Annotated in this window: 13 protein-coding genes; 6 read left to right on the forward strand and 7 right to left on the reverse strand. The window is 70.4% G+C overall.

All coding sequences use genetic code 11. The annotated features are described in order from the left end of the window. Window positions 1-9 precede the first annotated feature (9 nt). Together OG194_RS41010 and OG194_RS41015 are read left to right on the forward strand one after the other, a co-directional pair. Window positions 10-423, forward strand: coding sequence for a DUF742 domain-containing protein (locus OG194_RS41010; protein WP_033278301.1), 414 nt, complete (start codon window positions 10-12; stop codon window positions 421-423). A 182-nt stretch (window positions 424-605) separates the two neighbouring features. Further along, window positions 606-1,211, forward strand: coding sequence for a GTP-binding protein (locus tag OG194_RS41015; protein ID WP_327405779.1), 606 nt, complete (start codon window positions 606-608; stop codon window positions 1,209-1,211). Between the two features lie 10 nt (window positions 1,212-1,221). Here OG194_RS41015 and OG194_RS41020 read toward each other — a convergent pair whose 3' ends face one another. Then, window positions 1,222-1,650 (reverse strand): PPOX class F420-dependent oxidoreductase, encoded by a 429-nt coding sequence (locus tag OG194_RS41020; protein ID WP_327405780.1) that lies wholly within the window; start codon window positions 1,648-1,650, stop codon window positions 1,222-1,224. A gap of 92 nt (window positions 1,651-1,742) precedes the next feature. Here OG194_RS41020 and OG194_RS41025 point away from each other — a divergent pair, with 92 nt between their 5' ends. Beyond that, a complete protein-coding gene (locus OG194_RS41025) occupies window positions 1,743-2,156 on the forward strand; it encodes a roadblock/LC7 domain-containing protein (protein ID WP_043668693.1) in 414 nt (137 codons plus the stop codon). A gap of 126 nt (window positions 2,157-2,282) precedes the next feature. Continuing rightward, window positions 2,283-3,290 (forward strand): DUF6397 family protein, encoded by a 1,008-nt coding sequence (locus OG194_RS41030; protein WP_327405781.1) that lies wholly within the window; start codon window positions 2,283-2,285, stop codon window positions 3,288-3,290. A gap of 24 nt (window positions 3,291-3,314) precedes the next feature. Here OG194_RS41030 and OG194_RS41035 read toward each other — a convergent pair whose 3' ends face one another. Continuing rightward, a complete protein-coding gene (locus OG194_RS41035) occupies window positions 3,315-4,178 on the reverse strand; it encodes an acyl-CoA thioesterase (RefSeq protein ID WP_327405782.1) in 864 nt (287 codons plus the stop codon). Window positions 4,179-4,197: 19 nt separating this feature from the next. After that, on the reverse strand, window positions 4,198-6,711 hold the full coding sequence (locus tag OG194_RS41040; RefSeq protein ID WP_327405783.1) for a DEAD/DEAH box helicase: 2,514 nt from the start codon (window positions 6,709-6,711) through the stop codon (window positions 4,198-4,200). Between the two features lie 145 nt (window positions 6,712-6,856). On the opposite strand from OG194_RS41040, the gene OG194_RS41045 reads away from it, so the two are divergent. Further along, window positions 6,857-7,648 carry a metal-dependent hydrolase gene (locus OG194_RS41045; protein WP_327405784.1) on the forward strand — a complete coding sequence of 264 codons (792 nt, stop codon included), beginning with the start codon at window positions 6,857-6,859 and terminating at the stop codon, window positions 7,646-7,648. 44 nt (window positions 7,649-7,692) lie between these two features. Here the strand turns inward: OG194_RS41045 and OG194_RS41050 are convergent, their stop codons facing one another. From OG194_RS41050 to OG194_RS41065, 4 genes are all read right to left on the reverse strand, one after another. Further along, complete coding sequence (locus OG194_RS41050) at window positions 7,693-7,965, reverse strand: type B 50S ribosomal protein L31 (RefSeq protein WP_327405785.1); 273 nt, start codon at window positions 7,963-7,965, stop codon at window positions 7,693-7,695. Window positions 7,966-8,016: 51 nt separating this feature from the next. Beyond that, window positions 8,017-8,493 (reverse strand): DUF5709 domain-containing protein, encoded by a 477-nt coding sequence (locus OG194_RS41055; RefSeq protein ID WP_327405786.1) that lies wholly within the window; start codon window positions 8,491-8,493, stop codon window positions 8,017-8,019. 342 nt (window positions 8,494-8,835) lie between these two features. Beyond that, complete coding sequence (locus tag OG194_RS41060; RefSeq protein WP_327405787.1) at window positions 8,836-10,617, reverse strand: ABC transporter ATP-binding protein; 1,782 nt, start codon at window positions 10,615-10,617, stop codon at window positions 8,836-8,838. Then, window positions 10,614-12,521 (reverse strand): ABC transporter ATP-binding protein, encoded by a 1,908-nt coding sequence (locus tag OG194_RS41065; protein WP_327405788.1) that lies wholly within the window; start codon window positions 12,519-12,521, stop codon window positions 10,614-10,616. Before OG194_RS41065 ends, OG194_RS41060 begins: the two co-directional genes overlap by 4 nt. A gap of 226 nt (window positions 12,522-12,747) precedes the next feature. On the opposite strand from OG194_RS41065, the gene OG194_RS41070 reads away from it, so the two are divergent. Then, window positions 12,748-13,509 (forward strand): L,D-transpeptidase family protein, encoded by a 762-nt coding sequence (locus OG194_RS41070; protein ID WP_327405789.1) that lies wholly within the window; start codon window positions 12,748-12,750, stop codon window positions 13,507-13,509. Window positions 13,510-13,517 lie beyond the last annotated feature (8 nt).

Here is a 13,517-nt window from a genome sequence, read left to right on the forward strand (position 1 = left end):
TCCGCTCCGATGACCGAAGACATGACCGGCGCCCAGCGCGAACCGGGCAGCCAGTGGTACGACCAGGAAGCCGGACCTCTCGTCCGCCCCTACGCGATGACGGGCGGACGTACCAAATCAGGTCCTACGGGGGTGCGTTTCGACCTGATCGCACTCGTCACGCTGGACACGGGCGCGCCCGGCTTCGACGACGACACCGGACTCGGACCGGAACACCGTGCCCTCATCGACCTGTGCCGCCCCGAAACACAGTCCGTCGCCGAACTCGCCGCCGGAGCGGACCTCCCACTGGGAGTGGTCCGGGTGCTCCTCGGCGACCTCCTGGAGCTCGGCTGCGTCACCGTCAGCCGTCCGGTGCCGCCCGCGCAGCTGCCCGACGAACGGATCCTGCGCGAGGTGATCGAGGGACTACGGGCACTGTGACGAAACTTCAGAACCACCCGAACGCGTACGAAGCCGACTTGTGCACCCTTTCGCTCATCGAACAGGTGCGAGGCGGTCACATCGGGCACATAGCGGTCCAACCCCCTTGGGGGAGGCCGTACTTGCCACGATGCACACCTACAGACGTCGAGCGTTGCCGGCACTCCCGAGAGAAGTGATCGATGGTCTCCGAGCAGTCCGACGCCGAGGACGGCGAGACGACCGCCCTGGCGTTGAAGATCCTGGTCGCCGGCGGATTCGGCGTGGGCAAGACCACCATGGTGGGCGCGGTCAGCGAGATCAGGCCGCTGCGCACCGAGGAACTCCTCAGCGAGGCCGGTCAGTTGGTGGACGACACCGACGGCGTGGACCAGAAGGTCACGACGACGGTCGCCATGGACTTCGGCCGCATCACCATCAGGTCCGGCCTCTCCCTCTACCTGTTCGGCACACCGGGCCAGGACCGCTTCTGGTTTCTGTGGGACGAACTGTCGCAGGGCGCCCTGGGGGCCGTGGTCCTCGCGGACACCCGGCGACTTGAGGACTGCTTCCCGGCGGTCGACTACTTCGAGCACCGGCACATCCCGTTCGTGGTGGCCGTCAACTGCTTCACGGGCTCCCGCAGTTACGGCGCCCGCGACGTCTCCCGCGCGCTGGACCTCGACCAGGGAACACCCGTCGTCCTCTGCGACGCCCGTGACCGCGACTCGGGGAAGGAGGTGCTGATCCGGCTCGTCGAGTACGCCGGGCGGATGCACACCGCCCGGATGCTCGACTCGGTGGGCTGACGGGGGCGTCTCACTCCGAAATGCCCTTCTGCGCGAGAACCTTCTCGACCGTGACGCGGACGAGGAGTTCGCCCGGGACCCCGTTGCGGGCACCGAACTCCTCGGCGCGCTCCTCGCCCATGTAGCGGGCCCCGATCCGGGCGGCCCAGTACCGGAGCTCACCCGGCTCCTCGGACAACTCGGCGCGCCCCTGGAGCACCACGAAGTCGAACGGCGGCCGATCGTTGTCCACGCACAGGGCGACTCGCCCGTCACGGGACAGATTGCGCCCTTTTACCGTTTCCTTCGCGGTGTTGAACACCACATCGTCGCCGTCCAGCAGGAACCAGATCGGCGCCACATGAGGGCTCCCATCGGCGCGTACGGTCGACAGCTTGCCGGTGCGCGTGCCGAGCGAGACGAACGCCCGCCATTCCTCGTCGGTCATCTTCTGTGCCATGCGCCTATCCTCCTTGCCCGGGCGACGGAGGTGGGGAAGGCTGACCGGAGATCCTCCGGCCAGGGGGAGAGGCGACACGGGGAGGCCGGAACATGGCGCAGAACCAGGGACTGAGCTGGCTGCTGGACGATCTGACCGAGCGCGTCGAGCACGTACGCCACGCGCTGGTCCTGTCCAACGACGGACTGGTGACGGGCGCGAGCACAGGACTGCGCCGCGAGGACGCCGAACATCTCGCCGCCGTCTCGTCCGGACTGCACAGCCTGGCCAAGGGCTCGGGACGCCACTTCGGCGCGGGCGGCGTGCGCCAGACGATGATCGAGTTCGACGACGCCGTCCTGTTCGTCACCGCTGCGGGGAGCGGCAGCTGTCTGTGCGTCCTCAGTGGCGCGGAAGCGGACATCGGCCAGATCGCCTACGAGATGACGCTCCTCGTCAACCGGGTCGGCGAGCACCTCGGCGTGGACGCCCGCCAGCCCGAGCGGACCCCCGTCACAGAGCTCTGACCTGCGACTTCACTGGCCTCCGCAGAGTTATCCACAGGCCTGCCACGAGATCCGCCGATCCGGTTACGGTTTGTTCATCGCAAACGCACACAGCGTGAGCATCGGACTCCGCGGGGGAGATCGACCATGGCAGGAAACACCATCACCAAACCGTCCGACCTCTCGTGCACGCCCAGTCGCGCGGCACGGGAACTGGGGCTCAAGCGAGGCGAGTTCGACCTCGCCGTACATCTCGGACGCATCCGCACCGCGCCCGACGAAGGCGGCGGCGGCCGAAGCGTCGCCCACGCCGAGATCGACCGACTGCGCTCGACGGACGGATTCCCGGAAACACTCCTGGAAAGCGTCAGGACCGTGGGCACCACGGACGGCGCGGCCCTCATGGACGTCACCTCCGCCAGGTTCACCCGCCTCGCCCGGCTGGGACTGGTCGTGCCGGTGAAGTTCTATCTGAACCGCTATCGGGCCGTGGTCTGGCTCTATCTCGCCGAAGAGCTACGGCAGTTCGCGGCCGACAAGAACCACACCACGCTGCTGAACGGCCGTACGCCCGAGGGAATGCGGGACCAACTGCGAGAGGGCCTGGATCTTAGGTCCCGCAACTGGCGAGGACGGCATCTCGGGTTCCTGCTCCGCCAGGCCGACGGCCCGTGGGAGCGCGCCGGCGCCCTGGCCGCGCTGCTCGATCCCGTCCAGGTCGCCGAGATCGTCCAGGACCCGTACGAGCGCGCCTACTTGAACCGCTTCCGGCCGGACCCGCCCGCTCACGGGGCTCCCGGCTCGGCCGCCACCCACCTCGCCGAGCGGATCATGACGGCGGAGGACCCGGACGAGATCGGATGGCTGCGAGCGGATCTGGCCCAGGTGCTGGACGAGGCCCGCGGCCACCGCCCCGCACCACGGCCGACAGCCGCACCGGCCGCACCGCGGTCGACCGTCGAACGGGCCGCACCACGACCGACCGCCGAGCTCACTCAACCACGAGCGACCGCCGAGCCGGCTGGATCGCCGCGGACCGCCGAACCTGTCGGACCGCTGGCGTCCTTGAGCGAACATCCGCCGGAGCAGGAACCGGTGCCGGAACCCGAGCGATCACGCGGCATGTTGGGCTGGCTGCGCCGCAGAAGTGCGTGAGCCACAGCGCAGCACGTCCACCGGTTACAGCGCTCTGAAAAGCCCTTCCTGGACGACCGAGACGAGCAGGCGTCCCTCCAGGTCGTAGATGCGCCCGCGGGCCAGACCGCGGCCGCCCGTCGCGATCGGGGACTCCTGGTCGTACAGGAACCACTCGTCCGCGCGGAACGGCCGGTGGAACCACATGGCGTGGTCCAGCGACGCCATGTCGAAGTTCCGCGGTCCCCACAGGGGTTCGACGGGGATGCGGACGGCGTCCAGGAGCGTCATGTCGCTGGCGTACGTCAGCGCGCAGGTGTGCACCAGCGGATCGTCGCCGAGTGGCCCGACCGCGCGCATCCACACCGCGCTGCGCGGCTCGGCGTCCTTGATCTCCTCGGCGCTCCAGCGCAGCCCGTCCGCGTACCGGATGTCGAAGGGCTGACGGCGTGCCATCCGCTCCAACTGCTCGGGCAGCACGCCCAGATGGGCCCGGACCTCCTCCGACACCGTCGGCAGGGACTCCGGGTCCGGGACCTCGCGGGCCGGCAGCTGGTGCTCGAAGGGACCCTGCTCAGGCTTGTGGAAGGAGGCGGTGAGATTGAAGATCGTGCGGCCCTGCTGTACGCCGGTGACCCGACGGGTGGTGAACGACCGCCCGTCCCGCACCCGCTCGACCTGGTACACGATCGGCACGCCCGGCCGGCCCGGGCGCAGGAAGTACGCGTGCAGCGAGTGCACGGGCCGGTCGCCCTCCGTGGTGCGCCCCGCGGCGACCAGCGCCTGGCCGGCGACCTGGCCGCCGAAGACCCGCTGTAGCGACTCGTGCGGGCTGCGGCCACGGAAGATGTTGACCTCGATCTGCTCCAGGTCGAGCAGGTCGACGAGCCGCTCTGCCGGGTTCGTCATGGGTGGGATTCTCCTGTGCTCACAGCTGGCCGACGTCGGTGACACGGACGACCGCACGGCCCTCGGTGTCGGAGGCCGCGAGATCGATCTCCGCGCTGATGCCCCAGTCATGATCGCCGTTCGGGTCGGCGAAAATCTGCCGAACGCGCCACAGGCTGTGCTGCGGCTCCTCCTCGATGAGCAGGAGCTTGGGCCCACGGGCGTCGGGGCCGGTGCCGAGGTCCTCGTACTCGTCCCAGTACTTGTCCATCGCCTCGCCCCACGCGTCCGCGTCCCAGCCCGACTCGGCGTCCAACCCGCCCAGTTCGTCGACATGGTCGAGGGCGGCGAGTTCGACGCGGCGGAACATCGCGTTGCGCACCAGGACTCGGAAAGCGCGCGCGTTCGCGGTGACCGGCTTGACCTGGTCGGCCTTCTCCTGGGCCTCCTCTGCGGTCATCTCCGCCGGGTTCGCGAGCTGCTCCCACTCGTCCAGCAGACTGGAGTCGACCTGACGCACCATCTCGCCGAGCCAGGCGATCAGATCCTCCAGATCCTCGGACTTGAGGTCGTCCGGGACGGTGTGGTCGAGGGCCTTGAAGGCGCCGGCGAGGTAACGCAGCACGATGCCCTCGGTGCGGGCCAGCTCGTAGTACGAGGTCAACTCCGTGAAGGACATGGCCCGTTCGTACATGTCACGGATCACGGACTTCGGGGACAATGGGTGGTCGCCAACCCAGGGGTGGCTCTTGCGGTACGTGTTGTACGCGTGGAAGAGCAACTCCTCCAGCGGCTTGGGGTAGCTGACGTCCTGGAGGCGCTCCATGCGGTCCTCGTACTCGACGCCGTCCGCCTTCATCGCGGCGACGGCCTCGCCGCGCGCCTTGTTCTGCTGGGCGGCCAGGATCTGCCGCGGGTCGTCCAGCGTGGACTCGACGACGGACACCATGTCCAGCGCGTACGACGGCGATTCGGGGTCCAGCAGCTCGAACGCGGCGAGCGCGAAGGTCGACAGCGGCTGGTTGAGCGCGAAGTCCTGCTGAAGGTCGACCGTGAGGCGCACGATGCGGCCCTCGGCGTCCGGGGTGTCGAGCTTCTCGACGATGCCGCCGTCCAGGAGCGAGCGGTAGATGGCGATCGCGCGCCGGATGTGCCGCAACTGCTGCTTGCGCGGCTCGTGGTTGTCCTCCAGGAGATGCCGCATCGCGTCGAAGGCGTTGCCCGGGCGGGCGATCACCGACAGCAGCATCGTGTGCGTGACCCGGAAGCGGGACGTCAACGGCTCCGGGTCGGAGGTGATGAGCTTCTCGAAGGTGCCGTCCGACCAGCCGACGAAGCCCTCGGGCGCCTTCTTGCGGACGACCTTCCGGCGCTTCTTCGGGTCGTCGCCCGCCTTGGCGAGCGCCTTCTCGTTCTCGACGACGTGCTCGGGGGCCTGCGCGACCACGAGCCCCGCCGTGTCGAAGCCGGCGCGTCCGGCGCGGCCCGCGATCTGGTGGAACTCGCGGGCGCGCAGCGTGCGCACCCGGATGCCGTCGTACTTGGCCAGCGCCGTGAACAGCACGGTGCGGATGGGCACGTTGACCCCCACCCCGAGCGTGTCCGTACCGCAGATGACCTTCAACAGACCGGCCTGCGCGAGCTTCTCCACCAGGCGCCGGTACTTGGGCAGCATGCCGGCGTGGTGCACACCGATGCCGTGCCGTACGTAACGGGAGAGATTGCGGCCGAACTTGGTGGTGAAGCGGAAGTTGCCGATCAGCTCGGCGATCTGGTCCTTCTCCTCGCGCGAGCTCATGTTGATGCTCATCAGCGCCTGCGCCCGCTCCACGGCCTGCGCCTGGGTGAAGTGCACGATGTAGACCGGCGCCTGCCTGGTCTCCAGCAGCTCGGTCAGCGTCTCGGTGAGCGGGGTCAGCCGGTACTCGTAGGACAGCGGCACCGGCCGGATCGCCGAACGGACCACCGAAGTGGGGCGCCCGGTACGACGGGTGAGGTCCTTCTCGAACATCGCGACGTCGCCGAGCGTGGCCGACATCAGGATGAACTGCGCCTGCGGCAGCTCCAGGATCGGGATCTGCCAGGCCCAGCCGCGGTCCGCCTCCGCGTAGAAGTGGAACTCGTCCATGACGACCTGGCCGACGTCCGCGTGCTTGCCGTCCCGCAGGGCGATCGACGCGAGGACCTCCGCGGTGCAGCAGATGATGGGGGCGTCGGAGTTGACGGACGCGTCGCCGGTCAGCATGCCGACGTTATCGGTGCCGAACATCTTGCACAGCTCGAAGAACTTCTCCGAGACCAGGGCCTTGATCGGGGCGGTGTAGAAGGTGACCTCGTCCCGGGCCAGCGCCGCGAAGTGCGCACCGGCGGCGATCATGCTTTTGCCGGAGCCGGTGGGCGTCGACACGATCACGTTCGCACCGGAGACCACCTCGATCAGCGCCTCCTCCTGATGGGGGTAGAGCGTGAGACCGCGTTCCTTGGCCCAGGACTCGAAGGCTTCGTAGAGGGCGTCGGGATCTGCGGTCGGCGGCAACTGGTCGATGAGGGTCACGACCCCATCTTGCCTGGCGCCGTGGCCGATGGGGGAATCGGCTGCGGGGACGAAGATCGCTACCGCTACGCTGTGTCGCCGACAGAGTGTCAGGGCGCCCGAGCAACTGACCGGCGGCGTAAGAGGAATGGGGCGGGGAACGGCCATGATGGGACCAGCACACTCACTGTCGGGAGCGGCGGCCTGGCTCGGCGTCGGAGCGGCGACTGCCGCGGCCGGGCATCCGATGCCCTGGCCGGTGATCCTGGTCGGCGCCCTGATCTGCGCCGGCGCCGCGCTCGCCCCGGACCTCGACCACAAGGCGGCGACCATCTCCCGGGCCTTCGGACCCGTATCCAAGGCTTTGTGCGAGATCGTCGACAAGCTCTCGTACGCCGCGTACAAGGGGACCAGGAAGCAGGGCGACCCGCGCCGCTCCGGAGGGCACCGCACCCTTACCCATACCTGGTTGTGGGCGGTTCTGATCGGGGCGGGGAGCGCGGCCGTGGCGATCATGGGCGGTCGCTGGGGGGTGCTGGTGATCCTCTTCGTGCACATGGTGCTGGCCATCGAGGGGTTGCTGTGGCGGGCGGCCCGCGGCTCCAGCAGCGACATCCTGGTGTGGCTGCTGGCGGCGACCAGCGCGTGGATCCTGGCCGGAGTGCTGGACAAGCCGGGCAACGGTTCGGACTGGCTGTTCACGGACCAGCACCAGTACCTGTGGCTGGGACTGCCGGTCGTGCTGGGTGCGCTGGTGCACGACATCGGGGACGCGCTGACCGTCTCCGGCTGCCCGATCCTGTGGCCGATCCCCTTGGGCCGCAAGCGTTGGTACCCGATCGGGCCGCCGAAGGTGATGCGGTTCCGCGCGGGCAGCTGGATCGAGCTCAAGGTGCTGATGCCGGTGTTCATACTCCTCGGGGGAGTGGGCTGCGCGGCGGCGCTCAACGTGATCTGAGGCCCGGCCTCGGTCCCGGCGTCCGCACCGACGCGGATGCCGGCTCACGCCCCGTCGGAACCCTGGCCCGCCTCGCCGCCGCCGTAGCGCCGCTCGAACTGGGCGATGCGTCCCTCCGTGTCCACCGTCCGCGCCTTACCGGTGTAGAAGGGGTGGCTCTCCGAGGAGATCTCCACGTCCACGACCGGGTAGGTCTCGCCGTCGTCCCACTCGATGGTCCGGTCGCTGGTCGCGGTGGACCGGGTCAGGAAGGCGTATCCGGCGGCGCGGTCCCGGAAGACCACGGGGTGGTAGTCGGGCTGCTTGTCCTGCTGCATGACTGCTCCTCCTGCGACGTTGGTGCGGTGGACGGCGAAGGGCCGGCGAGGTCAGCCGTAGAGGGAGTCCTCGTCCTCGTCGACGATGTGCATCGCGGCCTCCTCGGCGGAGGCGGCGGCACCGTCGATGCCCACGTCCGTGGCGACCAGGCCGCTCTCCTGGTCCTCGTGTGCTCCTTCGTCGGGTGCCACGAGCCGGCCCGAGCGGGTGTCTCCGACCTCGGTGTCCAGGAGCTCGCCGTCGGTGTCCTCGGAGTCGCCGATGCCGTCGCCGTCGGACACGCCGAGATCCGGGACCTCCTCGGCGAGGCGCTGGTCGAGCGTCTCGCCGTGCTCGCGCCCAGCGGCCGTCACGTCGTCGCGTTCCACCGCCCAGGGGCGGTCCGGTGGGGACCAGCCGCGGTCGAGGGGGTCCTCCACGCCGTCGGCCACCAGGGTGTCCTCCGCGTCGAGCAGACCCGCGTCGTCCTGCACCTCGGATCCGTCGGGCTGGTAGACGTCGTCTCCCCATCCGTCGGCGCTGTTCACGGGTACCTCCAGGTGGTGGGGACCGGCCCGTTCTCACCGCGGTCGGCGGCGGGTCGCCGCTGTGCGGGGCACACTCGGCGCCCGGCACGAACCACATGGTCCCCGGGCACTCCCCGAACCGGTGCCACTCCCCAGCCTTCCACCCCTTTTCCCCACCGCGCAACGCCACGACCCCGGCCCGCATCCGGTTCCGGCGCGACAAGGCGCCCCGAAAGGGGCGCGGGGAACTGCGCGACCAGCCCCCACCGGCCCGCAGGTTCCCACCGATCCGCAGGTCATTCACGTCCCTCCCCGACCAGCCCCCCACCGACCCGCACCCCAGTCCCCGCTCAACCAGCGGAGCTACCCGTGCCACGACCGCCAAAGCGCCGCGTACGCCCCCTCCGCCGCCACCAACTCGTCATGGCTCCCCAGCTCACTGATCCGCCCGTTCTCGACGACGGCGATGACGTCCGCGTCATGGGCGGTGTGCAGACGGTGCGCGATCGCGACGACCGTGCGACCGTCGAGGACGCGCGCCAGGGACCGTTCGAGGTGCCGGGCCGCGCGCGGGTCGAGAAGCGAGGTCGCCTCGTCCAGGACCAGGGTGTGCGGATCGGCCAGCACCAGCCGAGCCAGCGCGATCTGCTGGGCCTGGGCCGGGGTGAGCGCGAGCCCGCCCGAGCCGACCTCGGTGTCCAGACCCTCGTCCAGCGCCCGCGCCCACCCGTCCGCGTCGACCGCGCCCAGCGCCGCCCACAGCTCGGCGTCCCCCGCGTCGGTCCGGGCGAGCAGGAGGTTGTCGCGCAGGGAGCCCACGAAGACGTGGTGCTCCTGGTTGACGAGGGCCACATGGGAGCGGACGTGTTCCGCGGTCATCCGGGAGAGTTCGGCGCCGCCGAGGGTGATCCGGCCGTCCCGGGGCGCGTAGATGCCGGCGAGCAGCCTGCCCAGCGTGGACTTGCCCGCGCCCGAGGGGCCGACCAGGGCCAGCCGGGTGCCGGGCGCGACCTCCAGGGACACCTTGCGGAGCACGTCGACGCCCTCGCGGTAGCCGAAGTGCACCCGGTCCGCGTGCACGTCCCGGCCCTCGGGGGACAGCGCGGCGTCCCCGGCATCGGGCTCGATGTCACGGACGCCGACCAGCCGGGCCAGCGAGACCTGGGCGACCTGGAGCTCGTCGTACCAGCGCAGGATCAGGTTCACCGGGTCGACGAGCATCTGCGCGATGAGGGCGCCCGTCGTCAGTTCGCCCACGTCGATCCAGCCCCGCAGGACGAACACCCCGCCGAGCATCAGGACCGAGCAGAGCACCGTGACATGGGTGACGTTGATCACCGGGAAGAGCACCGACCGCAGCCAGAGCGTGTAGTTCTCCCAGGCGGTCCACTCCTTGACGCGGCGCTCGGAGAGGGCGATGCGCCGGTCGCCGAGGCGGTGGGCCTCGACGGTCCGGCCGGCGTCCACGGTCTCGGCGAGGGCCGCGGCCACGGCGGCGTACCCTGCGGCCTCGGAGCGGTAGCCGGCCGGTGCGCGCTTGAAGTACCAGCGGCAGCCGATCACCAGCACCGGCACCGCGATCAGCACGGCGGGCGCGAGCGGCGGCACGGTGACGACGAGACCGCCGATCAGCAGCACCACCCACACCACACCGATCGCCAGTTGCGGCACGGCTTCCCGCATCGCGTTGGCGAGCCGGTCGATGTCGGTGGTGATGCGGGACAGGAGGTCGCCGGTGCCCGCCCGTTCCAGGACGCCCGGCGGCAGCCCGACCGACCGGACGAGGAAGTCCTCGCGCAGGTCGGCCAGCATCCGCTCGCCGAGCATCGCGCCCCGCAACCGCACCTGCCGGATGAACAGGGCCTGCACGGCGAGCGCGGCCACGAACACCCCGATGGTCAGGCCGAGATGGAGTTCCCGCGCGCCGTCCGACACCCGCTCGACGAGATCGCCGAGCAGATAGGGACCCACCATCGAGGCGATCACGGCGACCGTGTTCACGGTGACGAGAAGGAGGAAGGCACGGCGATGCCGGTGGAACAGCTCGGACACGTACGCGCGTACGGTCGCGGGGGCGCCGACCGGCAGGGTGTTCGCCGTGGTCGGGGCCGCCGGGTCGTAGGCCGGGGGCGCCACGCCGATCATGCGCTCTCCTCGATTTCTTCCAGTGCGCTCCGCAGAGCGGTTTCGTCGTCCAGGGCGCCTCGCAGGGAGGCATCGTCGTCTTCCACGGCATCCAGGAGGGGAGCCTCGTCCTGGTTCGACTCGCCCCGCAGGGAGGCCTGTTCGCCGTCCGACGCCTCCCGTGACGCGGACTCCTCCTCGGTCTCGCGCGTCACCACCGCCCGGTACCGGGGCTCGCTCCGGAGCAGGTCGCGGTGGGCACCGACCGCCACCACCTCGCCCTCGTGCACGAGCACGACCCGGTCCGCGTGGTCCAGGAGCAGCGGCGAGGAGGTGAACACCACCGTGGTCCGGCCGGTCCTCAACTCCCGTACGCCGTCGGCGATCCGGGCCTCGGTGTGGGAGTCGACGGCGGAGGTCGGCTCGTCCAGCACGAGGACCTCCGGGTCCGTGATCAACGACCGTGCCAGGGCGAGCCGTTGGCGCTGGCCGCCGGAGAGGGAGCGTCCGCGTTCGGTGATGCGGGCGTCCATCGGGTCCTCGGTGTCGAGCGAACCCTGCGCGAGCGCCACCAGCACATCCCCGCACTGCGCGGCGGCCAGGGCCTCCGCCGCGCCGACCGCACCCGAGGCGGGCACGTCGAGCAGTTCGCGCAGCGAACCGGACAGCAGCACCGGGTCCTTGTCCTGGACGAGGACGGCGGTGCGCGCCGAGTCGAGGGGGAGTTCGTCGAGCGGTACGCCGTCCAGGAGCACGGAGACGCCCGCCTCGGCGGGGTGTCCGCCGAGCCGTTCCGCCAGTCGCCCGGCCGCGTCCGGGTCGCCGCACACCACGGCGGTGAGCCGGCCGGAGGGCGCGAGCAGACCGGTGTCGGGGTCGTACAGATCGCCGGCGGGCACCTCGGCCGCGCGCGTCCCCCCGGTGTCGGTGACCCGCTCCAGGGACAGGACGCGCGCGGCGCGTTTGGCGGAGGGCCGGGAGAAGGAGTACGCCATGGCGATCTCCTCGAAGTGCCGCAGCGGGTAGGACATGACCATCACCGCGCTGTAGACGGTGACCAGTTCGCCGACGGTGATCCGTCCCTCGCGGGCCAGCCGCACGCCGTGCCAGACGATCGCGATCAGCAGCAGACCCGGCATCAGCACCTGGATCGCGGAGATGACCGCCCACATCCGGGCACTGCGCACAGCCGCGTGGCGTACCTCCTGGGAGGCACGGCGGTAGCGGTCGAGGAAGAGCTCCTCGCCGCCGATGCCGCGCAGCACCCGCAGCCCGGCGACGGTGTCGGAGGCGAGTTCGGTGGCGCGGCCCGCCTTCTCGCGCTGCACGTCGGCGCGCCGGGTGGCGCGGGGCAGCAGCGGCAGCACGGACACCGCCAGCACGGGCACCCCCACGGCGACGACGACACCGAGCGCGGGTTGGTACAGGAGCAGGCCGACGCACGCGATGACGAGCGTCAGCGCGGCGGCCAGGAAGCGGGACAGTGCCTCCACGAACCAGCCGATCTTCTCGACGTCACCCGTGGACACGGCCACCACCTCACCGGCGGCGACCCGCCGGGTCAGTGCCGAGCCGAGGTGGGCCGCCTGGCGGGCCAGCAGTTGCTGGACGCGGGCGGCGGCCGTGATCCAGTTGGTGACGGCGGCCCGGTGCAGGAAGGTGTCGCCCACGGCGATGCCCGCCCCGCACAGCACCAGCAGCCCGCCGGTCTGGGCCAGCCGGCTCCCGGAGCGGTCGACCACGGCCTGCACGGCGAACCCCACACAGAACGGCAGCGCGGAGACGGACACGAAGTGCAGCAGTCCCCAGGCCAGGGACTTGAGCTGACCACCGAGCTGATTCCGGCCGAGCCACCACAGGAATCGGGGCCCCGAGCGCGCGTCGGGCACACCCGGGTCGGGATACGGAAGGTCTTGAATCTGCATGACGTCCCAGTGGCTCTTGTCAGACGGGAAGGGGGAGGGAGGAAGCGTGGAGCGCGGCAACACACCGCGAGCGGAGTACGGCAACAAACCGTGAAAGGTTCGCGTCGCAGAGTGGTCCGGAGCAAGCGGTTTTCCCTGGCAGGGGTCAGAACCGGCGTTCACCCATCAGGGGCGAGATGTCCGTGACCTCACGCAATGCCATCGAATGCGATGTGACCATGGCTCGATGCAGAGTGGCGGCACACGACGTGCGACGGTCGCGATGGCGGCTCTCGGTTCCCTCCTGACGATGACGACCCTGTCCGCGTGCGGAAGCGCGCACTCCGGACACCCCGGCGGCACGGAAGGGAGACCCGGCGCCCGGGCGACCCACCCGAGACCGGCCGTCACCACCTCCGCCCCGGACCCGACCCGTATCCCGGACGTCGGCGACCGGCTCCAGCGCGCCGTCCTCACCGACACGAGCCAGGTCCTCACGGTCTACGGCAACGGCAAGGACTCTCCGGACTCCACCGCCGTCCTGTTCACCAAGCATGGCAACACCTGGGCCCGGGCCGCCAGTTGGCCCGCGCACAACGGCAAGCTGGGCTGGACCACCGACCACCACCTCGGCGACAAACGCAGCCCCGTCGGCGTGTTCACGCTGACCGCCGCGGGCGGTGTGCTCGACGACCCGGGCACGGCACTGCCGTACTCCCAGGACGAGTCGTACGAGGCGCCGCGCGACTGGGACGAGTCGCACTGGCACGACTTCGACTACGTCATCGCCATCGACTACAACCGCGTCCCCGGCACCCCGCCCGACGACGCGGAGCAGCCCGAGGGCGAGGACAAGGGTGGCGGGATCTGGTTGCACCTGGACCACGGCAGCGGTACGTCCGCCTGTGTCAGCCTCTCCAAGGAGGCGATGGAGTACCTGCTGCGCACACTCGACCCGGCCCGGCATCCCGTGGTGCTGATGGGGGACAGGGCGGACCTCAAGGGGTAGAACACCGC

Origin of the sequence: Streptomyces sp. NBC_01288, from assembly GCF_035982055.1 — a bacterium.
GTDB lineage: Bacteria > Actinomycetota > Actinomycetes > Streptomycetales > Streptomycetaceae > Streptomyces.

Bases quoted from the DNA above. Each gene is read 5' to 3' on its own strand.
- OG194_RS41035 (WP_327405782.1), bottom strand. From the start codon at position 4,178: ATGACGAACCCGGCAGAGCGGCTCGTCGACCTGCTCGACCTGGAGCAG.
- OG194_RS41020 (WP_327405780.1), bottom strand. From the start codon at position 1,650: ATGGCACAGAAGATGACCGACGAGGAATGGCGGGCGTTCGTCTCGCTC.
- OG194_RS41030 (WP_327405781.1), top strand. From the start codon at position 2,283: ATGGCAGGAAACACCATCACCAAACCGTCCGACCTCTCGTGCACGCCC.
- OG194_RS41015 (WP_327405779.1), top strand. From the start codon at position 606: ATGGTCTCCGAGCAGTCCGACGCCGAGGACGGCGAGACGACCGCCCTG.
- OG194_RS41045 (WP_327405784.1), top strand. From the start codon at position 6,857: ATGATGGGACCAGCACACTCACTGTCGGGAGCGGCGGCCTGGCTCGGC.
- OG194_RS41010 (WP_033278301.1), top strand. From the start codon at position 10: ATGACCGAAGACATGACCGGCGCCCAGCGCGAACCGGGCAGCCAGTGG.
- OG194_RS41050 (WP_327405785.1), bottom strand. From the start codon at position 7,965: ATGCAGCAGGACAAGCAGCCCGACTACCACCCCGTGGTCTTCCGGGAC.
- OG194_RS41060 (WP_327405787.1), bottom strand. From the start codon at position 10,617: ATGATCGGCGTGGCGCCCCCGGCCTACGACCCGGCGGCCCCGACCACG.
- OG194_RS41065 (WP_327405788.1), bottom strand. From the start codon at position 12,521: ATGCAGATTCAAGACCTTCCGTATCCCGACCCGGGTGTGCCCGACGCG.
- OG194_RS41025 (WP_043668693.1), top strand. From the start codon at position 1,743: ATGGCGCAGAACCAGGGACTGAGCTGGCTGCTGGACGATCTGACCGAG.
- OG194_RS41070 (WP_327405789.1), top strand. From the start codon at position 12,748: ATGCAGAGTGGCGGCACACGACGTGCGACGGTCGCGATGGCGGCTCTC.